This is a genomic window from Selenomonadales bacterium 4137-cl, assembly GCA_032334055.1.
GTDB classification, from domain to species: Bacteria; Bacillota; Negativicutes; order Sporomusales; family UBA7701; genus Anaeroselena; species Anaeroselena agilis.
The window spans coordinates 118,382-142,045 of the sequence record JAUOZS010000001.1; the positions used below are offsets into that span (position 1 = coordinate 118,382).

At 56.9% G+C, this 23,664-nt stretch carries 23 protein-coding genes; 21 read left to right on the forward strand and 2 right to left on the reverse strand.

Translation table 11 applies throughout. The features are described 5' to 3' along the window. Nucleotides 1-70: 70 nt before the first annotated feature. Both Q4T40_00540 and Q4T40_00545 read left to right on the forward strand, forming a co-directional pair. Nucleotides 71-886, forward strand: coding sequence for a methyl-accepting chemotaxis protein (locus tag Q4T40_00540; GenBank protein ID MDT8899734.1), 816 nt, complete (start codon nucleotides 71-73; stop codon nucleotides 884-886). 71 nt (nucleotides 887-957) lie between these two features. Then, a complete protein-coding gene (locus Q4T40_00545) occupies nucleotides 958-2,271 on the forward strand; it encodes an MFS transporter (protein ID MDT8899735.1) in 1,314 nt (437 codons plus the stop codon). Nucleotides 2,272-2,292: 21 nt separating this feature from the next. Here Q4T40_00545 and Q4T40_00550 read toward each other — a convergent pair whose 3' ends face one another. Continuing rightward, nucleotides 2,293-2,418, reverse strand: a complete 126-nt coding sequence (locus tag Q4T40_00550) for a hypothetical protein (GenBank protein ID MDT8899736.1) — start codon at nucleotides 2,416-2,418, stop codon at nucleotides 2,293-2,295. 117 nt (nucleotides 2,419-2,535) lie between these two features. After that, nucleotides 2,536-4,098, reverse strand: a complete 1,563-nt coding sequence (clcA, locus tag Q4T40_00555) for a H(+)/Cl(-) exchange transporter ClcA (GenBank protein ID MDT8899737.1) — start codon at nucleotides 4,096-4,098, stop codon at nucleotides 2,536-2,538. A 384-nt stretch (nucleotides 4,099-4,482) separates the two neighbouring features. Here clcA and Q4T40_00560 point away from each other — a divergent pair, with 384 nt between their 5' ends. From Q4T40_00560 to Q4T40_00650, 19 genes are all read left to right on the forward strand, one after another. After that, nucleotides 4,483-5,211, forward strand: a complete 729-nt coding sequence (locus tag Q4T40_00560; protein ID MDT8899738.1) for a sugar phosphate nucleotidyltransferase — start codon at nucleotides 4,483-4,485, stop codon at nucleotides 5,209-5,211. Beyond that, complete coding sequence (rfbB, locus tag Q4T40_00565) at nucleotides 5,208-6,266, forward strand: dTDP-glucose 4,6-dehydratase (GenBank protein MDT8899739.1); 1,059 nt, start codon at nucleotides 5,208-5,210, stop codon at nucleotides 6,264-6,266. The genes Q4T40_00560 and rfbB overlap by 4 nt, the downstream gene beginning before the upstream one ends. Continuing rightward, nucleotides 6,263-6,979, forward strand: a complete 717-nt coding sequence (locus tag Q4T40_00570) for a WbqC family protein (protein MDT8899740.1) — start codon at nucleotides 6,263-6,265, stop codon at nucleotides 6,977-6,979. The genes rfbB and Q4T40_00570 overlap by 4 nt, the downstream gene beginning before the upstream one ends. 1 nt (nucleotide 6,980) lies before the next feature. Beyond that, nucleotides 6,981-7,664, forward strand: a complete 684-nt coding sequence (locus Q4T40_00575; protein ID MDT8899741.1) for a DapH/DapD/GlmU-related protein — start codon at nucleotides 6,981-6,983, stop codon at nucleotides 7,662-7,664. 6 nt (nucleotides 7,665-7,670) lie between these two features. Beyond that, complete coding sequence (locus Q4T40_00580; protein MDT8899742.1) at nucleotides 7,671-7,904, forward strand: acyl carrier protein; 234 nt, start codon at nucleotides 7,671-7,673, stop codon at nucleotides 7,902-7,904. Between the two features lie 6 nt (nucleotides 7,905-7,910). Continuing rightward, nucleotides 7,911-8,660: an SDR family NAD(P)-dependent oxidoreductase gene (locus tag Q4T40_00585; GenBank protein ID MDT8899743.1), complete on the forward strand. Its 750-nt coding sequence runs from the start codon at nucleotides 7,911-7,913 to the stop codon at nucleotides 8,658-8,660. Between the two features lie 21 nt (nucleotides 8,661-8,681). Continuing rightward, complete coding sequence (locus Q4T40_00590; GenBank protein ID MDT8899744.1) at nucleotides 8,682-9,461, forward strand: GNAT family N-acetyltransferase; 780 nt, start codon at nucleotides 8,682-8,684, stop codon at nucleotides 9,459-9,461. Between the two features lie 9 nt (nucleotides 9,462-9,470). Beyond that, nucleotides 9,471-11,003, forward strand: a complete 1,533-nt coding sequence (locus tag Q4T40_00595; protein MDT8899745.1) for an amino acid adenylation domain-containing protein — start codon at nucleotides 9,471-9,473, stop codon at nucleotides 11,001-11,003. Between the two features lie 51 nt (nucleotides 11,004-11,054). Beyond that, entirely contained in the window at nucleotides 11,055-12,071 is a 1,017-nt protein-coding gene (locus tag Q4T40_00600; GenBank protein ID MDT8899746.1) for a class I SAM-dependent methyltransferase, read from the forward strand. 15 nt (nucleotides 12,072-12,086) lie between these two features. Beyond that, on the forward strand, nucleotides 12,087-13,016 hold the full coding sequence (locus Q4T40_00605) for a hypothetical protein (protein ID MDT8899747.1): 930 nt from the start codon (nucleotides 12,087-12,089) through the stop codon (nucleotides 13,014-13,016). Nucleotides 13,017-13,026: 10 nt separating this feature from the next. Continuing rightward, entirely contained in the window at nucleotides 13,027-13,737 is a 711-nt protein-coding gene (locus Q4T40_00610; protein ID MDT8899748.1) for a class I SAM-dependent methyltransferase, read from the forward strand. Nucleotides 13,738-13,785: 48 nt separating this feature from the next. Continuing rightward, complete coding sequence (rffA, locus tag Q4T40_00615; GenBank protein MDT8899749.1) at nucleotides 13,786-14,922, forward strand: dTDP-4-amino-4,6-dideoxygalactose transaminase; 1,137 nt, start codon at nucleotides 13,786-13,788, stop codon at nucleotides 14,920-14,922. Nucleotides 14,923-14,979: 57 nt separating this feature from the next. After that, a complete protein-coding gene (locus Q4T40_00620; GenBank protein MDT8899750.1) occupies nucleotides 14,980-17,211 on the forward strand; it encodes a glycosyltransferase in 2,232 nt (743 codons plus the stop codon). Nucleotides 17,212-17,539: 328 nt separating this feature from the next. Further along, nucleotides 17,540-18,736 carry a hypothetical protein gene (locus tag Q4T40_00625; protein MDT8899751.1) on the forward strand — a complete coding sequence of 399 codons (1,197 nt, stop codon included), beginning with the start codon at nucleotides 17,540-17,542 and terminating at the stop codon, nucleotides 18,734-18,736. Between the two features lie 13 nt (nucleotides 18,737-18,749). Further along, on the forward strand, nucleotides 18,750-19,535 hold the full coding sequence (locus tag Q4T40_00630) for an acetoacetate decarboxylase family protein (protein ID MDT8899752.1): 786 nt from the start codon (nucleotides 18,750-18,752) through the stop codon (nucleotides 19,533-19,535). 13 nt (nucleotides 19,536-19,548) lie between these two features. Next, nucleotides 19,549-20,346: an SDR family oxidoreductase gene (locus tag Q4T40_00635; protein MDT8899753.1), complete on the forward strand. Its 798-nt coding sequence runs from the start codon at nucleotides 19,549-19,551 to the stop codon at nucleotides 20,344-20,346. A 265-nt stretch (nucleotides 20,347-20,611) separates the two neighbouring features. Beyond that, nucleotides 20,612-21,694, forward strand: coding sequence for a MoxR family ATPase (locus tag Q4T40_00640; protein ID MDT8899754.1), 1,083 nt, complete (start codon nucleotides 20,612-20,614; stop codon nucleotides 21,692-21,694). Next, the gene (locus Q4T40_00645) at nucleotides 21,691-22,344 is read left to right on the forward strand and encodes a hypothetical protein (GenBank protein ID MDT8899755.1); all 654 of its coding nucleotides are present in this window, start codon (nucleotides 21,691-21,693) and stop codon (nucleotides 22,342-22,344) included. Before Q4T40_00640 ends, Q4T40_00645 begins: the two co-directional genes overlap by 4 nt. Further along, nucleotides 22,341-23,660 carry a VWA-like domain-containing protein gene (locus tag Q4T40_00650; GenBank protein MDT8899756.1) on the forward strand — a complete coding sequence of 440 codons (1,320 nt, stop codon included), beginning with the start codon at nucleotides 22,341-22,343 and terminating at the stop codon, nucleotides 23,658-23,660. The genes Q4T40_00645 and Q4T40_00650 overlap by 4 nt, the downstream gene beginning before the upstream one ends. Nucleotides 23,661-23,664: the final 4 nt, after the last annotated feature.

Sequence of the window (23,664 nt, forward strand, 5' to 3'; positions counted from 1 at the left end):
TTTCCTTGTTATGCGGAGGGATGGGAGAAGGACTTTTGCGGTGAGCAGTATATGCCTCGGAGGTGCGTTGATGAGAAAAATTGATGCGGCAATTATGTTGACGGAAATGATCCGTGATGTTTCGGTTCTTGATTGCAACGTAATTGTATGTGACGCGGAGGCTAAAATCCTTCAATTCGTGCAGGCTAATACTTTTCAAGCGGACATAAAGGTCGGCGATACCGCCACGGGAGGCGTCATCAAGGAGTGTCTTGCCAAGCGGCAAATAACGAAAGGCATAATTCCGGAAAGAGTATACGGTGTTACTCTCAAGGCGATAATTTACCCGATTGTCGAAGCGGACGGCAATCTTTCGGGCGTGCTCGGCACGGCAACCAGTTTGCGGATGCAGGAAGTGCTCCATCAAAGCGCCGAGTCGGTGGCGGCTACCTCGCAGCAGATGGCGGCATCGACGGAAGAGTTGGCTCTCTCGGCCGGACTTCTGGCGAGTAATCTCGCGTTGGCAAAAGCGAGTGGAGATAGTGTGCTCGGCGAAATTGGCAAGACGAATGAGATTCTGCGGTTTGTCAGCGATGTAGCCAATAATTCGAATTTGCTCGGGCTTAACGCGGCGATTGAAGCCGCCCGGGCAGGAGAGAAGGGACGCGGGTTTGCCGTCGTTGCCGACGAGATTCGCAAGATGGCTGTCAACAGCGCCCAATCAGTACGCGAAATTAGAGGCATCCTCGACAGGATGCAGACTGAGACGCGGAATGCGGTGCAGGCTATTGTGGCTACATCTGAATTGGGGGAGCGGCAGCTTGTGGCTACGGAGCAAATAAAAGTGACGATGCAGGAGCTGGCGACTTCGGCTTCGGAAATCGAGCGGATTGCGGAAGTGGTTTAAGGAATTTTCAGCCAGGCGCCTGCAGCTCCGCGGTACGGCCGGAAACTTATCACCATACGGCAGAAGGAGGGATGAATAAAACAATGGAAAGGCCAACTAAACAAAGAGTGATGCTGGCCACGGTATTATTTTTGATCCTCGTTATCGCCTATTTCGATAGGGTGAATACTTCGGTGCTGGCGGCTGACGATGCTTTTCTCAAAGCTATGGGCATCGAGAACAACCCGGTTGCCATCGGATCGCTGATGTCGATGTTTCTGTTCGCTTATGCTATCGCCAATGCGGTGCTTAGCCCGTTGGGCGATATCTACGGGCCGCGACTGATGATGATCGTGGCTGTGGTGATAATGGGAGTGTCCATGATAATCGGCGGGCTGGCCCAGTCTCTGGGGACTTTGCTTGCCGCCCGGGCAGTTTTGGGGATAGGCGAGGGGCTGCACTGGCCGATGCAAATGAAATTCGTAAAGAACTGGTTTCCGCCTCCGGAGAGGGGAAAGGCTAACTCGGCCTGGCTGTTGGGCCTGATGTTCGCCCCGGCAGTTGCGATGCCGTTTTTTACATGGCTTATCAGCTTCACGGGCTGGCGGCTGAGCTTCTTCGTTTTGGCATCTTTCTCTCTCGTTTCCCTGGCAATGCTGTACTGGTTTACGACCGACCGTCCCGAGCAGCATAAGGGAGTGAACAAGCAGGAGCTCGAGCATGTAATGGCCGGTCTGCGTGCGGAAACGGAGCGGGAAGCGGCCATGGGGGCTACTACGACGTGGGAGAGTTATAAGCTTTTTGTCACTAACTACCGGTATTGGCTGCTTGTCGTATTCTACATGTGTAACGCGGCAATCTTCTGGGGAACTATCGCCTGGTTGCCTTCTTACTTCCGCATGGCCCTCGGTTTCAATTGGGCCAAGATGGGCGCATGGTCGTCGCTGCCGTATGTTCTGGGGTTGTTCAGTCTTGCTCTGTTCGGTTATCTCACGGACCGATACGGGAAAAAGATCTTTTTTTCGGCTGTTTCCATGCTCTTGCCGGCGATTTTCATATATATGTCCACAACCGCAACAACGACTACCAGTGCCGCGATCTATATCTCGATCGGTATCGGTACGGTGGCTTTGGGGCTGCCGGCGGTCTGGTCAATACAGCAGAGACTGGTGCCCGGCAAGGCTCTAGCCGCCGGGGCCGGATTGATGAATGGATTCGGGATGCTGTCGTCAGCCCTTGCCCCGATGATTATCGGCTACTTTATCAAAGTGACGGGCAGTTATTCCGGCGGTTTTTTGTATCTGGTTGGTCTTGCCTTGGCAGGTTGTATCGCCATCGTGTGTTTGGGACTTGTTTTGCCTGCTGAGCGGGCGGAGGGAAGCGCAAAAGCCGGGCAGGCGGGTTGAGCACATGAAGGGGTGTTTAGCTTAGCCGCCGCATAATCGCATGCCGTTCAGCGTGACGAGGATCGATACGCCCGTGCCGGCGAACACCGCCAGCCAGAGGCTGACCGCGCCGAAGAAAGCGGCGATCACGAAGGCGGCTTTAAGCATTGCCGCCAGACAACAAAAAAACCGCGCAGCGGTTTTTTTGTTGTCTGGCGGTTTTGGCGGGGAGCGGGAATTCCGGGTGGTTGGCGGCGCAAAGGCGTAAAGCCGTAGGGCCGGCTGTTACACGAGGCATTCTTGGGCCAGTTGGCGCACATGCTCCGCGTTTGCGGTGCTGGTAAGCAGATAAACGAAATCGCCGGCCAGGATCTGGGTGTCGCCTTGCGGCACGATTTCTTTATCACCTCTTTTGATGCTTATGAGCAGGCATTGGGAGGGCCATTCAACATTCTTTACCCGTTTGCCGTCGAGTTTTGAGCCGACGCAGACGACGAAATCGACGATCGTTCGCGACTTGTCCGAATGAAGTAACGCTTTTGTTTTTACGAGAATGCGGTCCAACAGTTCCTCGTAGACCGGCGCCGATTTGGCCAACTCCGCGACGATATAGGCTGTCATGGATATCGTGATCAGGGAAATCAAGTGACTGAATGACCCGGTCATTTCGGTTATCAAGATACTGCCGGTGATGGGCGCTTTGACTACGGCCGTAAACAACGCCGCCATGGCCAGGATAACGAAGTTGGTAGTATAGTGGGGGTCGACGGCCAGGAAGTGAACGGCGACGTTGCTGAACGCTCCGCCGGCCAAGGCGCCGATCACCAACATCGGCAGGAATATCCCGCCAGGCACCCCGGAACCGTAGCTTATCATCGTGAAGGCGAATTTAGCCGCCAGAAGAATCAGGAGCATGCTCAGGCCGTAGTTGCCGGACACTATCGGGCCGACCAGGTTGTTGCCGCCGCCCAGTATTTCCGGCAGCACGGTTCCCGCGATTCCGCCGATGAGAAGAGGAATTGCCGCCAGAGCGATTCTGGGAATACGATTTTGCCGGTTGTAAAGGTTAAGGGTTTTGATCAACATTTTATTGAAGGCGATACCAAGGAACCCAACAAGCACGCCTAAAATGATCAGGTCTCCATAGTAACGGAAAGGAAACACCGGTAAGTCGGTGATGGTGAATACGGGACTATCCCCAAAAAAGAGCTGGGTAACCAGGGCCGAGGTTATCGAGGCCGCCATGGCCGACATCAAGACCGCCGGGGAGAAGTTTTTATGCAGTTCTTCCAAGGCGAAAACCACTCCGGCCAGGGGGGCATTGAAGGCTGCGGCCAAGCCGGCGCTGGCGCCCGAGGTCATAAGAAAACGTTCTTCCATCTTTGTTCTGCCGATCATGCGGCTCAAGCCCTGGCCGACGGCTGCGCCCAGCTGGATGGAAGGGCCTTCGCGCCCTAGCGATAAGCCGGCGCCGATTGCCAGTACGCCGCCGAGGAATTTGCCGGCAAGAACGCTTTTCCAGTTGGTTTTCAGCAGGCCAAGCAGTACTCCTTTTACCTGGGGGATGCCGCTGCCGCCGGTCATGGGTTCGAATCTGATTATTAGACCCAGCAGCAGGGCAATTACCAGCAGCGCTCCCAGCCACGGCAGAAGGAGAAGAAGATTATTCTCGATCTGGGCGTATACCAGGCTGCGGAGTTGCTCGCCCTGTTCGATGGAATAGCGAAACAGCACGGTGATAATGCCTGCTATTATACCGATGACGATTCCTTCGAGGAAGACCTTGAGCCGAAAATTGTGCCAGTGCACGAGGGAATGATATACCTTGCTTTTTTGGTGTGTGTCCATCCGGATCTGCTCCTAATTGCCGCTAAAGTAAAACATTTTCGTCAGTTATTTTCGGCAGTTGCGCCTGCCGCGGGATTCAGGGAAGCTGTCGGCCGCGCAGCCGCAAAGGCGGCATATGTGCGGCATATACTCTTTATTCTACATCTCAGCCACGATATAAACAAGGTGCAAGAAAGGGCGTGAAGCAGTGCCGGAGCATGTGTGAGCCGGCATAATCCATTTTACGGCGAGCCTGCTTAAAAATAGATTGTAAAATTATGTAATTTAAAGGGGGCTATAAACGAAAAGGTGGCAGAAAAAAGGATATGAAATGTCAAAAGAGAATAAATTACTGTAAACTAAAATGTAATATATGCCTTTTGAAAATAACGCCAGGAGGCGGCTATGAAGGGAATAGTCTTGGCCGGCGGCAAGGGTACGCGGCTCGACCCGATCACCGAAATAACCAATAAGCACCTTCTGCCGGTGGGGAAGGAACCGATGATCTGGCATGCGGTCAAGCAGCTTGTGCATGCGGGAATCCACGAGATTCTGATAGTGACTTCCACCCATCATATGGGGGATATCGTGAATTCGCTGGGGTCGGGCAAACGCTTCGGGTGTGAGTTTACCTTCCGCGTTCAGGAGGACGCGCTGGGCATTGCCCATGCCCTAATGCTCGGCGAGCGTTTTGCAAATGGCGAGCCGATCGTGGTTTTTTTGGGCGACAATATTTTCGAACTGCCCATTCGTCCCTATGTCGAGGAGTTTTCCGCCCAGCCGGGGGGAGCCCGCGTTCTGCTGAAACAGGTGGGGGACCCGGAACGGTACGGGGTGGCGGCTCTGGACGAACGGCATGTGATCGCGATCGAAGAAAAGCCGTCCGTCCCTAAGAGCTCCTACGCGGTGGTGGGCTGCTATATGTACGACGATAAGGTTTTCGACTATATAAGGGCGACGTATCCGTCGGCGCGCCAGGAGTATGAGATTACGGCGGTCAATAATCTGTATATCAAAAACGGACAACTGCGGTACAGCTTTGTGAAAGGGCGCTGGACGGATGCCGGCACCTTTGAGTCCCTGAACGAGGCTAACCAACTGCTGCTTAGCATCGACAACAAGGTGGGAGCATGAGCGGGGTTTGGCTGGTAACGGGAGGCGCCGGTTTTATCGGCGGTAATTTTGTCCGTCTGGCGCTGCGCGAGGCCGGTGTGCGGATGGTGGTTCTCGACGCATTAACCTACGCCGGCGATCTTGGCAGGATAGACGACTTGCTGGACGGTTCGCGGGTGGAGTTCGTTCGCGGCGATATACGCGACCCCGGGCTGGTGAGGGAGTTGTTCGCCCGTCACGAGGTTTCCAAGGTAATTCATTTCGCGGCCGAAACGCATGTCGACCGCTCGATAGACGGCCCTCGGGATTTTATTTCGACAAATATCGAAGGCACGGTGAATCTGCTGGAGGCGGCGCGGGCGGCCTGGCGGGACGACGGCGACAAGGTTTTCCTGCATGTGTCGACCGACGAGGTGTTCGGCGCTTTGGGCCTCGATGACGCCCCTTTCGATGAAGGCTCCCCCTACAGGCCGAACAGCCCGTACGCGGCCACCAAGGCGGCGGCCGACCATATCGTCAGGGCCTGGCGCAATACATATGGACTGCCGGCCATCGTAACCAATTGTTCTAATAACTACGGGGCCTGGCAGCATCCCGAAAAGCTTGTGCCGCTAATCATTCTGAATGCCTGGGAGGGAAGAGAGCTGCCGATATACGGGGACGGGCTTCAGGTTCGCGACTGGCTGCATGTCGAGGATCACTGCGAGGCGCTGCTGGCGGTGGCGACGAGAGGCAGGCCGGGAGAAACCTACGTCATCGGCGGCGCCGCCGAAAGGAGCAACCTCGATATCGTCCATGCGATCTGCGACTGTGTCGACAGGCTGAAAGGCGACGGCACGGCCTCGCGCGCGTTGATCAGACATGTGGCAGACCGGCCGGGGCACGACCGCCGGTATGCGATAAATTTCGCGAAGATCGCGCGGGAGCTAGGCTGGCGGCCGCGCCACGCTCCGGAAGCCGCCCTGCCGGAGGTCGTGCGGTGGTATGTCGGCAACAAGGGCTGGGTAGACCGGGTGCGTTCGGGGGAATACCAGGAGTATTACCAAAACCGCTACGGCGCACCGCTGCAAGTATGAGAAAGATCGCCATTTCGCAGTCCAACTATATTCCCTGGAAAGGCTACTTCGATTTAATCAGCCGGGTGGATGAGTTCATTCTGTTCGACAGTGTCCAATATACCCGGCGGGACTGGCGGAACCGGAATCAGGTCCTAAGTCCGCAGGGGTTGCTCTGGCTTACCGTTCCGGTGGAGACCAAGGGGAATTATCACCGGAAGATTTGCGAAGTCCGGGTTTGCGACGCCGGTTGGGCCGAGAAGCACTGGTCGACGCTCCGGCATTGCTACGCGCGGGCGCCGTACTTCAGCGAAGTGGCCGGTCCTGTCCGCGAGGCCTATGAGCGCTGTGGGGACGTTTCGTCCCTGAGCAGGGTCAATTATATTTTTCTCAAAACCATTTGCGATTTGCTGGCAATAACGACCAAGCTGAGTTGGTCGACGGATTACGACCTTATCGACGGCAAGTCGGAGCGGTTGCTCCATTTGTGCGAACAGGCGGGAGCGGACGCTTATCTGTCAGGGCCGGCCGCACGCGCTTACCTGGATGAGGCGCTGTTCCAGGAGAAGGGAATCGCGGTGGAATGGATGAGTTACGACGGATATCCGGATTATCCGCAGATTAACTCGTCGGCCTGCGTTCATACTGTCAGTGTTTTGGATCTGCTTTTTAATGTGGGCATCAGCGGGGCGAGGGCCCATGTGGGGCGAAATACGGCCCGGAAGGGGTGCTGACGTGGCGGGAATCGTTATTTTCGGGACAGAGGCGATGGCTGATTTTGTCTATGCCAGTTTGATGGATGACGCGTCTTTCGCCCACCGGATTGCCGGGTTTACGGTCGATAAGGCTTATATGAAGGACGGGCTGAAGTTCGGCCTGCCTGTTGTGCCGTTCGAAGAGGTTGAGCGGCGGTTTCCGCCGGACGATAATTTGATGATAGTGGCGGTAGGCTATTCCGGCCTGAATTCCGTCCGTGCCCAAAAGTGTTTGCAGGCCAGGGAGAAGGGCTATAAGCTTTATTCGCATGTCTGCTCGGGGACGAAGCTGCCTTCGAGCGTTAAGGTGGGAGAGAATTGCTTTGTCGCCGACGGCGTGTCGCTGCAGCCGTTTGCCGTCATCGGCGACAACACGTTCGTTTTCGGCGGGGCCGCGGTCGGCCATCACGCGGTCGTCGGCGCCAACTGCTGGATAACATCGGGGACAGTTGTCGGCGGGAATTCGACTGTCGGCGATAACGGCTTCTTGGGTCTCAACTCGACGATTGTCGACGGGATAGCGGTCGGGCGCGATAATTTCATCGGCGCGGGAGCGGTGGTTTCGAGGTCTTCCGGCGACGGCGAGGTCTATTTGTCTGCTCCGGCGGTGAAGCACCGCCTTAACAGCAGACTTTTTATTTCGTTCATAAAAAACAGAGGGTGATTACGAATGGCTGATGCCGACGAACTGAAGAAGATTTTGGCGGGGGTGTTCAAGGTGCCGGTGGCAAGCATCGGCGAGCAAACGCTGATGCAGGATATCGATACCTGGGACTCTTTGACCCATATGGATCTTATCCTTACGCTCGAGAACGAATACGGGGTGACTTTTTCCGGGGAAGAGATCGTGGTGATGACGAGTTTTGCGAAGATCGCCGCCACTTTAGCGGCCAAGGGGGTGTGACGCGCGATGGAACTGAGGGGCAAAGTCGCCGTTGTGACCGGCGCGGCCGGCGGCCTGGGGCGGGAGATCGCGCTGGGGCTTGCCGCCAGGGGTTGCAAGGTCGCCGCGGTTGACAAGGACGAGGCGGCGATTGCCGAGCTGGCGGCCGAGATGCCGGGGTTAAGCACGTTTGTCTGCGATGTCACCGACCAGCGGGCTGTTGCGCTGTGCCTCGGTGAGGTTTACGGGCAATTGGGCGAGGTCGATTGCCTGATAAATAATGCAGGGCTCATTTTCAGCGGACCGCTCGTCAATCCTGTCGCGGCGGAAAACCGGCGACATACCGTTGAGGCTTGGGATAGGGTGATAAAAAGCAACCTGTATTCGGTTTTTCTCACGACGGTTGAGGTCGCCGACCGCATGATGATGAAGCGGACAAAAGGGGTAATCGTGAATATAAGCTCCGTGGCGGCAAAGGGGAACGGCGGGCAGTGCGCCTACTCGGCCGCCAAGGCGGGAGTCGAGGCGTTTACCAGGGCGGCCGCCAAGGAGGTCGGCGCTTGGGGGATTCGCGTCGTGGCCATCGCTCCGGGGTTTATGGATACTCCCTCCACGCGGGCGGCGATGAGCCAAAACATCCTTGAGGAGTGGAAACGCAAGACGGCGCTGCGCCGCTTCGGCGGGGCGGAGAACGTCGTCGGCGCGGTCGTTCACGCGCTGGAAAACGAGTTTTTGACCGGCTGCGTTATCCCGGTCGACGGGGGCGTGTCGCTGTAGTTTGTAGCAAGGGGTGGGGAGTTGGAGCTTTTTCGTTTGGGTTATTCTGAATACCAAGAGGCGCGGCTTTTTTATAAACGGACATCGTCGATCGGGTTTCCTATCATTCAGGGAGTCCTGGCCAACCTGCAATGCGGGGAAGTTTTTGCGAATGGCGGGCGCGATTTTTTCTTCGCCGTCCATAAGTTCGGGTTTTGCCAGATGTTCTGCAGTACGCAAGATGAGGACAGGCTGAGAGAGTTCTGCGACTGGATTGTCAAACCCAATTTCTTTCAAGGCAGAAAACTGCGGTGGTACAATCCGAGCCCTGGTTGTCTGGGGTACTTCGCGAATTGCGGGCGGGAAACCGCGCAGTTATCCGAGAGGACGCAGATGCGGCTAGAAGAAGCCAAACCTGTAGAGCTTAGCGGCTCGTCGGTTGCGATTAAGCCCTTAACACCGGAAGGCATTGATAAAATTGTCTTCGACATAGGCCTTGGCAATCGCTTTTGGGATTCGGTTGAGGATTTCATCGCTTGCGGCGTCGGGGTTGGCGCCTTTGACGGCGATGATTGTATCGGAGTATGCTACAGTGCTTCTTTGGCGGACGGCGTTGCGGAGGTAGATATTTTTGTTGACGAGCGCTATAGAAACGGCGGAATAGGCAAGAGGCTTGTCCAGGCGTTTATCGGGCAATGCCGGTTGAGAAATGTAACGCCAAACTGGGACTGCTACACAAATAATATTCCTTCACTTTCGTTGGCTGACGCCACTGGCTTTTCTTCACGATACATTTATCCGTTCCTGACAATCTACAAGTAGGTGAGAGGTTTGCCTTACTCTTACAATCTCGGCCTCGCGTTTCAGAGGACGGCCGCGGCAAAACCCCGCCGGACGGCGCTCCGCTTCGTAGACGGCTCGGTGGTCGATTACGACACGCTCAACAAGCTGAGCAACCGGGTCGCGCGCCGCCTGCTCGACGGCGGCGTTGGGCCCGGCGATGTGGTCGCTATCGCGAACAGCAAACAGCCGGCGGGTTATGCCGGCATGCTCGCCTGCCTGAAGCTAGGCGCGATCTACACCAATTTCGACGATCAGAATCCCGCGGACAGGCTGCGGAAAATTTTCGCAACCTGCGGGCCAAAACTGATTGTCGCCGATGCGCGGCCGAACGCCGTGACGGCGAATGTCGCTTGCGACATGGGGCTGGAGGTCGTCGACCTGTCCGACAGCCATACGCGGGAGCAACTGCTTCGCGCCAACCCGGAGGATCTTTCCGAGACCGAACGGGTTACCGGCGCGGCGCCGGCTTATATTATGTTTACGTCCGGTTCCACGGGGGTGCCCAAGGGGGTGCTGATCAGCCATCAGGCTTTGCTGAATTTCGTGGACTGGGCGCGGGACTGTTATGCGATAACCGGCAACGATGTTTTCACGAACGTCAACCCGATGTATTTCGACAACTCGGTGTTCGATTTCTATGCTTCCCTTTTTAACGGGGCGAGCATGGTCCCCTTTCCGCGTGAGATCGTGGCCAATGCGGCTCTGCTGGTCAAAAGCGTGGACGAGGCGGCCTGCACGTTCTGGTTTTCGGTCCCGTCGATGCTGATGTATCTTACCACCATGCGCGCTCTGTCGCCCGATAAGCTGCTGAGTATCCGCGCGTTTTCCTTCGGTGGCGAAGGCTACCCGAAAACCTCGCTGAAGATTTTGTATGACCTTTACAAGCACCGCGCCGAGTTCTTCAATGTTTACGGGCCCACGGAATGCACCTGCATCTGTTCGGCGACAAAGCTCAACGACGGCGATTTCGCCGATCTGCACGGGCTGCCGCGGCTCGGCAAGCTCGCGAGGAACTTCGGCTATGTTTTGCTGGACGGGGAGCTTTGTTTGACCGGGCCCCAGGTCGGGCTCGGCTATTATAACGACGCGGAGCGCACGCAACAAAGCTTTGTCGCCAATCCCTTCAATACGCTTTGGCACGAACGGATGTACAAAACAGGCGATATTGTGCGGGAGGATGAGAATGGCGATCTCCACTTCGTCGGTCGCAAGGATAATCAGATCAAGCATTCGGGTTATAGGATAGAGCTGGAGGAAATTGAGGCCGGGCTGGCGCGGCTCGACTATGTCGAACAGGCGGTGGCGCTGCACGGGCGTTCGGCGAACGGGGTGAGCAGGATTGCCGCCGTGCTCGCCGTTAGCGGTGAGCGTGACATCCGGACGGTGCGCGAGGATTTGCGGCGGTTTTTGCCTGAATATATGGTTCCGACCGAAATCGTTTTCAGCCGGGAGCTGCCGAAGAACGCCAACGGGAAGGTGGACCGAAAGAGGCTGCAGGCCGAGATTTTCGGCAACACGTGATAACTGGGCAATATCGGGCACGGAAGGTTGCCCAAAAGCGGGGGAATTGTTATGCGTTTGTCAGCGGTTGATGTTTACCGGTGTCCGGAAACGGGACAGGCATTAAGGCTCGCGGCTGGTGCCGTGATTAGCCGGGGCGATATTACCGAAGGCGTGCTGGTAAGCGCCGGCGGCAAAGAATACCGGGTCAAAGACGGGGTGCCGGACTTTACGTTCCCGGCAACTCTGATGGAGAACGACGGTTTTTCCCGCAGGGAGTACGATGCCGCGGCGGAGGAATACAATAGCCTTCAGCACGTTACTTTCGATATATTGTGCCATGACGAGAAAAAGTTCCGTGAAGAGATGATCGGCCTGATGCGGATCAAGGAAGGCGACAGAGTGCTGGAAACCGCGGCCGGCACGGGCCTTAACCTTCCTTATATTTTTACCGAGCTGAAAAACAGCGGCGAGGTTTATGTCCAGGACATTTCTCCGGGAATGTTGAGTGTCTGCGGCGCCGTCGCCGGGCAAAGGGATGACGTCGGCTGCGAAAGATCGGTGGGAAACGCCGCTTACTTGCCGTTTCCCGACAATTACTTTGATTCAGCGTTGAGTTTTGGCGGCATCGGCGTTTTCGCCGAACAGGAGAAAGCAATACGGGAAATGGTGAGAGTGGTTAAACCCGGAGGGCGGATAGTATTCGGCGACGAGGGCGTCGGTCCCTGGCTGAAGTCATCGACCTACGGGAAAATCCTTATCGACAACAACCGGTATTATGACGATGAGGCGCCGATTCGCCTGCTGCCCGTGGAGGCAAGGGATGTCGCGGTGCGGTGGGTTCTAGGCGGAGGGTTTTATTTAATGGATTTTTCCGTTGGCGAGGGCGAGCCTGAGGCCAATTTCGCCTACCCAATACCCGGAAAACGGGGCGGCACGCTGCTCACCAGGTATTACGGGAAGCTTGAAGGCGTTTCGCCGGCGACAAAGGAGTTGGCCCAAAAAGCGCGCGATAAGTCCGGCAAGTCGATGCATCAATGGCTCGAAGAGGCAATCCGCCTGGCAGCGGAACGCGATCTGAAAGCGTGACAAGGAGGTGGCGGATTGCGAGCGTTCGCGTGGAACAAACGAGGACTGCTTTTTGAGCCAAATATCGAAGGCTTTACGCATGGTTCCCACCCATGCGTTTTGCCCGTCAGGGACGACCTGTTCATTATCGCTTTCACCTGCAGGGACCGGCGGCAGCGATCGCACATATTTCTCAGCCGCGCCAGGGTGGGCAACGGCGTGATCGAACTTGCCGGAAGCCCGCGTCTCGCCCTTCTGCCCGGTCCGCCCGGACATTTCGACTGTGACGGGGCGATAAGCGTCTGTTTTGTCAGGCACAAACAGGACTGCTATTTGTATTATGTCGGATGGCAGAATTTAGCGCAGGGCTTATGGCACTGCGATACAGGCAGGGTGGTTGTCGATCCGGAAAAGCTGTTCCTGGCCAGGGAGTTTCCCGGGCCGGTTATGGGCGTGAACAAGGACCACCCGCTGTTTGTCGCCGGCACCGCTTTCCTGGTGGAAGACGGACTGTGGCGGTCCTGGTTCAATTCCGGCCTCAAATGGGAGCGTCTGGACAACGGTGAGCTTAAACCGTACTATGGCATCCATTACGCGACTTCCAACAACGGAATCGACTGGGATCTGAACCGGAGCTTCGCCATTCCCTTCGCCGACGAATATGAGTACGCCTTTGGGCGTCCTTGCGTAACCGTTATCGACGGAATGTACTACATGTGGTTCGCCCACCGGGCCACGAAGGATATAGCCACTTACAGAATGGGGTTCGCCGCCTCGAAAGACGGCCTCGTATGGGACCGGGACGACAGTCTTGCGGGGATCGATGTTTCGCCGGCAGGATGGGACAGCGAGATGATATGCTATCCGTATGTGTTCGAGCATGACGGCTGGCTGTATATGCTGTACAACGGCAATGCGTACGGCAAGACCGGTTTTGGCTACGCGGTATGTAAAAAGGATGGGTAAGGGTAAGGCGATGAATGATATTAAAGGCCATTATGAGGCCCACTATTCCCAGGGGTATTTGGGGAAAGCCCGGGGAAGGCACTGCTATCCGGTCGAGTTTGTGGTGCGGACTTTTTTGGGGACAAGCTATCCGGCGCTTAAGCTGGACCGGGACTATCAGGGAAAGCGGGTTCTCGATCTCGGCTGCGGCGACGGGCGGAATATACCGATGTTGTGGAATTGCGGGCTTGAGGTCTATGGCGTGGAGATAACCGCGACGATTTGTCGCTCGGTAGAGGAACGGATGAAAACGGTTTTCGGCATCGGGTGCGAAATCAAGCCGGGAACTAACGCGCGTATTCCCTTCCCCGACAATTATTTTGATTATATACTGGCTTGCCATTCGCTGTATTACGTGGAGGACAATACGATTTTTGCCGATAATTTGAACGAGTTCGCGCGGGTGGCGAAGAGCGGCGGGTATTGCGTGGTTTCCCTGCCCGACCCGCGCGGCACGATGCTACAAGGGGCGGTTCCCTGCGGGGAAGGGCATTATCGGATTTCTTCCGATCCTTTGTCTTTACGAAACGGCAGCCAATTCAGGGTTTTTGAATCGACGGAAGAGATATGCCGGGTGTTTGCGCCGTTTTTCGAGGATTTCAGCATCGGGCATTGCGCCGAGGATTATTACGGTTTTTTCCAGAGTATGTGGATAGTGTGCATGAAGCGCAAAGGGCGGTAGGCTTCTACCGGCGAGCCGGTGAAATAACGGCGGATTTGGGGAATTGCGATGAACATACCGTTTAATAAGTTGTTTGTGACCGCAAGAGAGACCGAATTTATTCAGGACGCGGTCGCGTCCGGGTGTCTGACCGGCGACGGTCGGTATACCCGGCTTTGTCATGCCTGGCTTGAGGAGAATACCGGCTGCGCCAAGGCGCTGCTCGCCCATTCCTGCACGGGGGCTTTGGAGATGGCGGCGGTGCTCGCCAACATCGGGCCGGGTGACGAGGTTATCATGCCTTCCTATACGTTTGTGTCGACAGCCAACGCGTTCGTCCTGCGGGGCGCGGTGCCTGTTTTCGTCGACATCCGGCCGGATACGCAGAACTTGGACGAACGCAAAATCGCAGCCGCCGTCACGGCCAGGACCAAGGCGATCGTGCCGGTCCATTATGCCGGTGTGGCCTGCGAGATGGACGGGATTTTACAGGTAGCCGGGGAGCATAGGCTGTTGGTGATCGAGGATGCCGCCCAAGGAGTGCTTTCCACCTACAAGGGAAAGGCTTTGGGTGCCATCGGGGCAATGGGCACCCTGAGCTTTCACGGCTCCAAGAATATCGCGGCCGGTGAGGGCGGCGCGCTATTGATCAATGATGATTTTCTCGGCGAACGGGCGGAGATTATCCGCGAAAAGGGTACCAATCGCAGCCGGTTTTTCCGTGGGGAGGTCGATAAGTATACCTGGGTGGATATCGGGTCGTCCTATCTGCCGAGTGAACTTAACGCCGCCTTTTTGTGGGCCCAGCTGCAGTCAGCCGAAGAAATCCAGGCGCGGCGGATGCGGGTGTGGGAAACATATTTCCGCCGGCTCGGCGCGATAAACAGCGACCTGTTCCGCTTGCCGGTCTGTCCGCCGGAATGCGGCCATAACGCCCATATCTTCTATGTGCTGTTTCGCAATGCTGGTATCAGGCAGAGCTTTATCCAGGCGCTGAAAGAGCGTGGCATTGACGCCTTGTTTCACTACATCCCGCTGCACCTGTCTCCGGCGGGACGGCGTTATGGTCGGGTCTCGGGGCGCCTGGAAAACACCGAGGCGGCCGGGGAAGGACTGGTCAGACTGCCGTTGTGGGCCGGGATGTCCGCAAAGGATGTCGACTATGTCTGCGAGACGGTGACGGATGTAGTCAAGAAGCTGTCATAGCCGGGGGGGATGGGTGGGCCCGAACCTTGCGCAGATTGTGACCAAGGGAGGAAACGCATGAAGCTGGCCGTTGCTTTGCTGGTGGGGAGCCCTTCCGGGGCCGCCGAAGGGATGCTTGCCGATTTCGACCAGGCGGGTTATCAGGTGCACGTGTTTGGCAATGTGGAAGATCAGGCCGGCATCTTGGCGGCGTTTCCCGATATTATGCACTATATCGGGTCAAATGCCGGAGGTGAGCCTGAGAGGCTTGTTCTCATCTCCAATTACCGGGAACTGCTGTTTTCCTGGTTTCGCTGTTATAACAGCCTGATAGACGACTTTGTATTTTGCTGCGACGAGCATGATTATGAAGCGCCCGTAAACGCCGCAACGCAAATGTATAAATGCCTCGCCGCTTTTAACAACAGCGGCCGCGAGACCCTCCAAGGGCGGATATTTATCGCCGTCGGCCCCGATAATTTTGCGACGGCGGCCGCGTTGCTGCTGCGTAACAATAACTTTGTCCATTTCGCGCCCTATAACGAGTTCAATTTTGCCGTTAAAACGGCAAAGACGCCGGTGAATAAACGCTATTATCTCAATAAGCGCGAATACGAATACCGGGCAACGGCGGACGGGACGGCGGAAAATATATTGTTGTCGACGGACGTTGACTCTGCCGAAGAAGACCGGGAATTCCCGGCCGCCCTCAGCCGGCATCCGCATTTCGTGTTCTTCTACATCGCGATGTTGAGCATGCAGGCGGCGTCATCCGCCCCAAGAAAGCTCCTGGCGATTTTCTCGGCCCTCAACAGGGACAATGCCGTTGCCGCAGAGTATTACCGGCACTATTTTGAACAGCATGGCCAGGATGCCCGCTTGTCTTTCCAGGCGAAAATTATCCTGGCGTTTTTCGCGCTCCAGTTCGGGATCACGGACGGAGTCGGCCGGTTTCTGATGCAGACGATGCTGAGTGACAGTACGCATAGGAAGTATCATTATTTTTTGCTTGTGCAGGCTTTGTCGTATGAAGCTAATCTCGGCATGCAGCCTTATGCCGGCCTTTACAACGATCGCCAGCAGATACTCTCTGCGGCCAGCGAATATTACCGTCCGGCACTCGCGCCGCAAACCGGAGCGCAGAACGATAACAACTCCGCCGGCGGCAAACGAAAGGTGGCGGTGTTGGTTCCGCAGCTGCTCGCCCTGGTCCACGCGCCGACCAGAGTGATCCTGAACTACTGCAAACAATTGAAGCTGGACTATCCGGATTATGAGCTCAAGATATTCGTGGAAGACACGCACTTTTTCGATCCTGAGGAAGCAGCCATCATGCCGTTTCTGTTCAAATCCGTGCCCTCCGGACAAGACGCCGGCATCCACCGGGAGTTTTTATCGCCGGCGGCAGTCGATATTCATTATTCAGCCGTCGATTTACCGAGAAAGGAGCGCCTTGAACGGGACTTGGCGGCGATAACAAGCTTCGGCCCCGACTTGGTCTGGGCGGTCAACGCCGATGTCAGTATTCTGAGAGAGGTGTTGTTTTCCCTGTACCCTGTCCTGGATATGCCTTCCACCCTTAAAATAAGCTGTAGCTGCAAGGCCGACCTGTTCATTTGTTTTCAGGATATCGCACAGGTGAAAGCGGAGTGCGAAAAGTACGATTTTCTCCTTGAGAGCATCAATTCCGGCAAATTTGTCCGGCATCAACCGGGAATGGACCTCGCCGGGCCGCAGAGGGAGAAAAGCCGGTCCGAATATTTTCTGCGCCCGGAAGATTTCGTGCTGATTACCGTCGGCAACCGGCTCGACGCGGATTTGACCGCGGATTTCGTTCTTATGGTCGATTCGTTTCTTGACAAGCACGCGAACGCAAAATGGGTTGTCGTCGGCAAAGGCGGCGAGAACGCCGTCGGCAAGCTGTGCCCAGGTTCTGCCGGCAACAGGGTGTTTATCGAATACGATGATGACTTGGCCGCTTTATACGCCGTATGCGATGTCTACATCAACCCTTTCCGGCAGGGGGGCGGGGTGAGCGCCGCCATGGCGATGCACCAGTCACTGCCGGTCGTAACCCTCGGCGGTTCGGATGTGGGAGCGATCGCCGGCAGCGAGGGTTCCCTGACTGATAAGGACGACTATTGGGCGGAAATGGAAAGGCTGTATGCTGACGGCGATTACCGGCGGAACAGGGGGCGGCGGGCCAAACAACGGATTGACGAGGTTTACGGCATGGCCGGGGCGGTCAAGGAAATGGTCGGCTTTTTCGGGCAAACGCTAGCTAACTACCGTAAGCGCCAGGAGGCATAAGTATGTCTAATCCTTTAGCTTGCGGCTCTGCCTGTCCGGGATAACAAGGCGGGGTCTGCAGGCGCTGATGTATGACAAAGCTTCGTTTGCCGGAGAAAACCGGTGACGAGGCTTGCTTTTTTTGCCCAATTTGTCGTTTATGCGAGGTGTGCTACTGCGGTAAATATGGGGATAAGCTTGCGCTTGGTCCGGTGCCGCAGGGCACTTTCCATAGAAATACATTAAAAAACCAGGAATTATGTGGCGTTTGTCGAAATTTTCTAAAGGTGGGTTATTATAGGAGGGCAGCTATCTGCGGCAGAATGCTTAACAACGGGAGGCCATGACGGTGGACTGCTTGCATCATATAAAGAAGGCGGATATGCCTTTTGAGTCGGTCGTGCTGTTGATCGTCGGCATGACGATGATACTGACCGGGGGCTTGCTTTTCCCCGTCGCGGCCGGAGTCTTTCCCTACTATGAAAATGGGCCGTACGGTTTGCTGCTGGTTATGGTTTCGCTGCAGATGATCGCGCTGGGGAAAACGCCGTTCGGCGATATGCGCAGGTCTAAGGCTTTGCTCGCCGCAGGCGCGGCGGTGGCGGCGGTCGGCATCCTGACTTGCTGCATTCCGGTTTTCCCGCGTCCCGTGTTTCGCGCATTGCTGTTTTTGATCATGGGCCCGGGAGGGCTTGTTCTGCTCGTGCGGATGTGCTGCGCCTGGGGAACGCTGCGGACCTGGGTAAGGCAGGGAGGCGTTTTACGGCATCTGGTCGCAGCCTGCACCGCCGTTTATGGGTTGTCGATGGCGACCGCCGTGCTTATTTGGCGGCAGAAGCTGTTGACGACGCCACTGACGGCGGGGGTTATTCTGGTTTACGGGGTTTCTGTGGCGTATCTGGCCGCCGTGCTCTGGCTTGTCTACCGGGAGTATCCTGGGGCGGAAAAGGCGGCTAAGGATGACGGCGCGCTTTCCACGGACAAGGCCACGCTTTTGCTGACAGGGATTTTTATGCTGCTGCTCGGGGTTGTCCTGATCCCGGTCAATTTGGGCATGGTGCCGTTTTCGGGAAGCGCTCAGCTCGGGCTTTTGATGGTTATTTTCGCGGTGCAGATGCTGGCTTCGGGGAGTACGCCGCTTGGCCCGTTCCCCCGTTCGTGGCTGATGATTTTTCTGGGGCTGGTGTTTGCCGCGCTGGGCATCGTGTCTTGCATCGTGCCGGACATCTTGGCGGCGCCGTTGACGATTATGGTTGGGGTGCTGAATATTCTGGGGGGCATTATCGGGCTGGCGCGGACGCTTATGCCACGCCTGACAGGCGCGACAGGGCCGCCGGGGGACGTTCCGCCTATTTTGCGGCGGCTTTTCGCCACCCAGGTGGTCATGAATCTGTTGGCGGTCGCGTTCGGGACGTCGATGTTGGTGGCCAACCTTGTCCCCGGGATGATCGTGGGCGTGGTTTTGGCTGCTAACGGAGGAATTCTCCTTTATTTGATCAGGATTTTGACGGTTATAGATAAAATGCGGGGCGAACAGCCAGGGTGAGGAGGAGAGAGAAATGTTCAGGTTTGACGAACGGCTTTCATATCGCATGCCGGCGCATTTCGGCGGCACGGAGGGCAGCGGGTGCCAGAGCCTGCCCTATGACGATGTTTCGTCGATCATGATCAGCTACCGTACCGATGAAGCCAAACTGTCGCAGTATGTGCCGGATGAGTTTGAAATCCTCGAACCGGTCGTGCTGGTCAATTATTCGAAATGCCTCGGCATCCGGTGGATGGGCGGGGGGCATTATTCGATGCTGGCGGTGATGACGCCTGCCAGGCACAGCCGGTCGGGCGTCGAGGGGGCCTATATTCTGGTGATCTGGGAGAACAAGACGGCGCCGATTCTGGGAGGGCGTGAGGAGACCGGCATGCCGAAAATATACGCCGATATCCCGGACTATCATCAACTGGACGGTCGTTTCACGGTGCATGCCAGCCACGAGGGCAGGGCCTTTGTGGAGCTTGAGCTGGAGACGCAAAAAGCGCTGACCGCCGAAGAACTGGCCGGGATGAACGCCAACGGCCGGATGAACCAGCTCGGGTGGCGGTATATCCCCAATGTGGGCAGGCCGGGAGCCGCCCTTTCCCATGCTGTTTTATATCCGGCCGATACGACGTACCGGTCGGGCGGCAGCGGGGTCGGCAGGATCGTGTGGACCAAGGCGAGTCCGGCCCTGAATCCGCTGCAGCACCATATAATCAACGCTTTGACCGATTTGCCGGTGCTGGAGTATCGACAGGGCTTATTCGCAAAATCGGCGCTCAATCTTCGCGGCGACTTGATCCGCGAGCTTTAAAGGGGGAAGAGGGATGGCTGACGTATTTGCAGGCAAGATCTGTATTGTAACCGGCGGGACGTCGGGAATCGGGTTCGCGGTTTCGGAGGCTTTGCTGAAACGGGGCGCGACGGTGTATGCCGTGGGGATTCCCGCGGAAGGCGTGAAGGCGGCCGCGAAAAAAATGGCCGGTTACCCGCGGGCGCGTTTTGCCGCCGTCGACGTTACCGATTATGAAGCGGTGCAGAAGCTGGTCGATGATGTTGTCGCCGAGTGCGGCCGGCTGGATTATATGTTCAACAACGCGGGCATCGGCGCGACCGTTCAGTTTGAGAAGGTGACGCTGGATTTTTGGAAGAAGGTTGTCGACATTAATCTTTGGGGCGTCATTCATGGCGTGCACGCGGCTTTTCCGGTGATGGCCAAACAAGGTTCCGGGCATATTGTCAACACCTCGTCGGTGGCAGGAATCCTGGCTCCGCCGTACCAGGCCGTATATTCCGCAACCAAGTTCGCGGTGACGGGGCTGACCGAGGCGCTGCGCTATGAGCACGAGTATCGGGGAATAGCCTTTTCCACGATCTGCCCCGGAAACGTGGCCACGGAGATATTCGACGGAATAGAACCGCCGCCTGACGCGATTTCGCCCGCGGAAGCGGCCGGGATCATCCTGGCTGGGGTCGAGCGCAAGGAAGGGCTGATCATTTTCCCGGAGCATATCAAACAATTGTATCTGGCGGTAAAGGCGGACCAGGAAAAGATGGATGCCGTGATGAGGGATATGGCTGAGACTCGCCGGAAGGCCTACGAGACAGGCGGAAAGTACTATTAATCACTCTTTGCAGGGTGCGCGCTAACGGCATTGCCAGCGGCTTTTTGCAAAAAACCTCTTGTCAGGAAACAAGAGGTTTTTTGCATTTTCGCGCTTGGCGGATGGCGGTTGCCGGCGCGCCGGCCGTTCGGCGGGCGGCGACGACGGGACCGATCGGTCGGGCGTTTTTGCGTCGCGGGGGAGTTGGCGCAATTGCGCTGGGAAATACTATCTTTGGTTGTAAGCGCAGCGCTATAGATATCATCGGTAAGCGGAGGTGTAAAGATTGTCTCAGCTCAACGCGCTTTCCATTGCCGTTCAGGCCGGCGTTCCGGTGCTGACCTGGGGGCCGCCCGGTGTCGGCAAGACGGCGACCATTACGATGCTGGCGGAGGAGCTTTCCCTGCCGCTCGAGGTTGTATTGGCGTCCATTCGCGAGCCGGCGGACTTTTCCGGGCTTCCGGTCATCCGCGAGGATGGGGTTCGCATGGAGCCGCCCGCCTGGGCAAAGCGCCTGGTCCGGGAAGGAAAAGGCATGCTTTTTCTGGATGAGATCTCTACCGCGCCGCCGGCGGTTCAGTCCGCCCTGCTCAGGATTGTCCTGGAAAGAGTGGTCGGCGATCTTGCCCTGCCTGACGGGGTTTCCGTCGTGGCTTCGGCCAATCCGGCGGACCAGTTCTACAGCGGGTGGGAGCTTTCCGCTCCGCTGGCGAACAGGTTTTGCCATTTGGTCTGGTATCTGGATACGCATAACTGGGTCGAGGGCATGGTGAGAGGCTGGTCGATCCTTGGCCTGCCGCGCCTCGCGCCGGACTGGGAAGGCTCCCTGCCGGAAAAGCAGGCGCTTGTGGCGTCTTTTATCCGGCACAGGCCGCATTTGCTGCTGCAGGTACCGAAAGATGAGACGCAGGCCGGGAAAGCGTGGCCGTCGCCCAGGTCGTGGTCGATGGCGGCGAGGCTGCTGGCGGCCGCGCATGCTGTGCGGGCTGAAGAGGACGCGGTTGCGTTATTGGTTTCCGGTTGCGTAGGGGAGGGCGCCTGCCTGGAGTTTTTGGCTTGGTACAGGGATCTGGACCTGCCCGATCCGGAGGATGTTCTGGCCGACCCTTCCCGGTTTCAGCTTCCGGAGCGCGGCGACCAGGCTTTCGCCATATTGGCGGCGGTTGTCGCGGCTGCTATCGGCGGCCTGACCGAGGAACGCTGGGCGGCAGCCTGGAGCGTGCTGGCAAAAGCGGTCGACCAGGGGAAAAAAGATATTGCGGCGGTTGCGGCCAAAAAGCTGGCGCAGGCGAAGAAGCCGGAATTCCCCTTGCCCCGTAAAGAGCTGCGGGAATTTATTCCACTGCTGCAGAAGGGCGGGTTGATGTGACGCCGCTTAAGGAAACGACCAATTTCGTTTTCTGGATGGACAGGGCGTGCGATTATTTGCAGGTTGGCGACGCTACCGTTACTTTGGAATGCGCGCAGGAATCGAGGCTGGATTTTTATAATAACAAGGATTCCAAATTGCCTGCTTATCTGCTTTACGCGGTTTTCCGCGCCACGTTTGGCGGCGAGTGGGTCGACAGCTTCGAGCGGCTGCATCAAGGCAGGGCAGGCATGTGGAAAGTCGAGAGTTTTTTTCAGCCGAACGGCATGAAAGAGTACCGGTTATACACGATAACGGAGCATGAGCCGGTCTGTTCGTCGGCGATCACGGTCGTGAAAAACAAGGTCAATACCTTTTCCATTTACGCGGAAGACGCGGCGCCGCTGTTGAGGAGAGTGATCGAGGATCATCCCCCGGTCTTTTTTCCGCGCTACCGGAACAACCGCAGTACTTATTGTTTAAAAAATCAATCCTGCGATAAGTATTTTTTTACGCTGACTCCCACGACGATAAAAAGTCAGCGGGAGGCAACGCGGACGATCAAGGTGGACAAGGATAAATTCCTCTATGACGCCTTCCGGGCCGGAGAAGCATCGGGACTGAAGGAAACGATCGACGCGCTGAAATGCTTGGAGGTGTTGCTGGCGTGATTATTCCCGAGGAGCTGCAGGCCGGCCGGCTTTTTTTGACTAAAACCCACCCGTATCTGGCTTCCGCCTTGTGGGCTCTTCAGCCGGTGGCAAAGGCCGACTTCGGAATAATGGCGGTCGATATGTATTGGCGGCTTTACTTTGATCCGGTGAAATTGACCGAGCTGCCGGTCGAAGTGGTCGGAGGAATTCTTTATCACGAAATTTGCCATCTGCTTCGCAACCATCCGGAAAGAATGAAGGATTTCAATCCCCGGCTCAGCAATATCGCCTCCGACGCCGAAATAAACGACGACCTTCTCCGCGAAGGGGTCAAGTTTCCCGCCCAGCCGGTGACTCCGCAGCTGATCGGGCAGCCGGAAAACCTCCTGGCGGAGGAGTACTATTATGCCCTGGAAAAGAACAAACCTGACCAAGACCGGGCTGGGACCATGCCGCAGGATAATGACACAGGTGACGGGACGTCGGATGGGCGGGAAGGTTCTGACCGGACTCGGGGCAACGATGCTGACGGTTCTGAGTCTGATAATGAAAAAAGCCGCTCTGCCGGCAGGGAGCGGCGCGGGTTCCCGTCGCCCGGTTCCGGGCGGTGCGGCTCGTGCGCGACGGGGCGAAAGGAGGAATGGGAGGAGGAAGCGCCGGGAAAAGGTTCGTCAACCGGGATCAGTAAGGCGGAAGGGGAGCTGATCAGGCGGGATGTCGCCAACCAGATCGCCGAGTACGCCGAAGGGAGAGGCCGCATCCCGGGGCATTTGGCGCGCTGGGCCCAGGAAAAACTGCACCCGAAAGTTAACTGGCGGAGAAAACTCGCGGCGGCTATCCGCTATGCCGTTGTCGATCAAGCCGGGGGAAAGGATTACTCTTACCGTCGTCCGTCCCGCCGCCAGGGGCAGATCGGCAGTCGGGACGTCATTTTCCCGTCTTTGCGGTGTCCGGTGCCTTCGGTGGCCGTTGTGGCGGACACCAGCGCCAGTATATCGGACCGGATGCTCGCCCAGTCGCTCGCCGAAATCGCGGGTATTCTCAGATCGCTGGGGCAGAGGGAGGGAATCCATGTCCTGGCGGTCGACGCGGCAGTCGGGTTTTGCCGCAAGGTATTCCGGCCTGAGCAGGTCCGGTTTGTCGGCGGCGGCGGAACGGATATGGGGGTCGGCTTGGAGGCAGCGGCAAGATTAAGGCCCTTGCCCCAGTTGGGGATCGTCATTTCCGACGGGCACACAGCCTGGCCGGAAAGCCCGCCGCCGGGGATGAAAGTCATCGTGATGCTGACCGGCGACGGGAAAGCGCCGGATTGGGCCAACGTTATTCAATTATGAATGC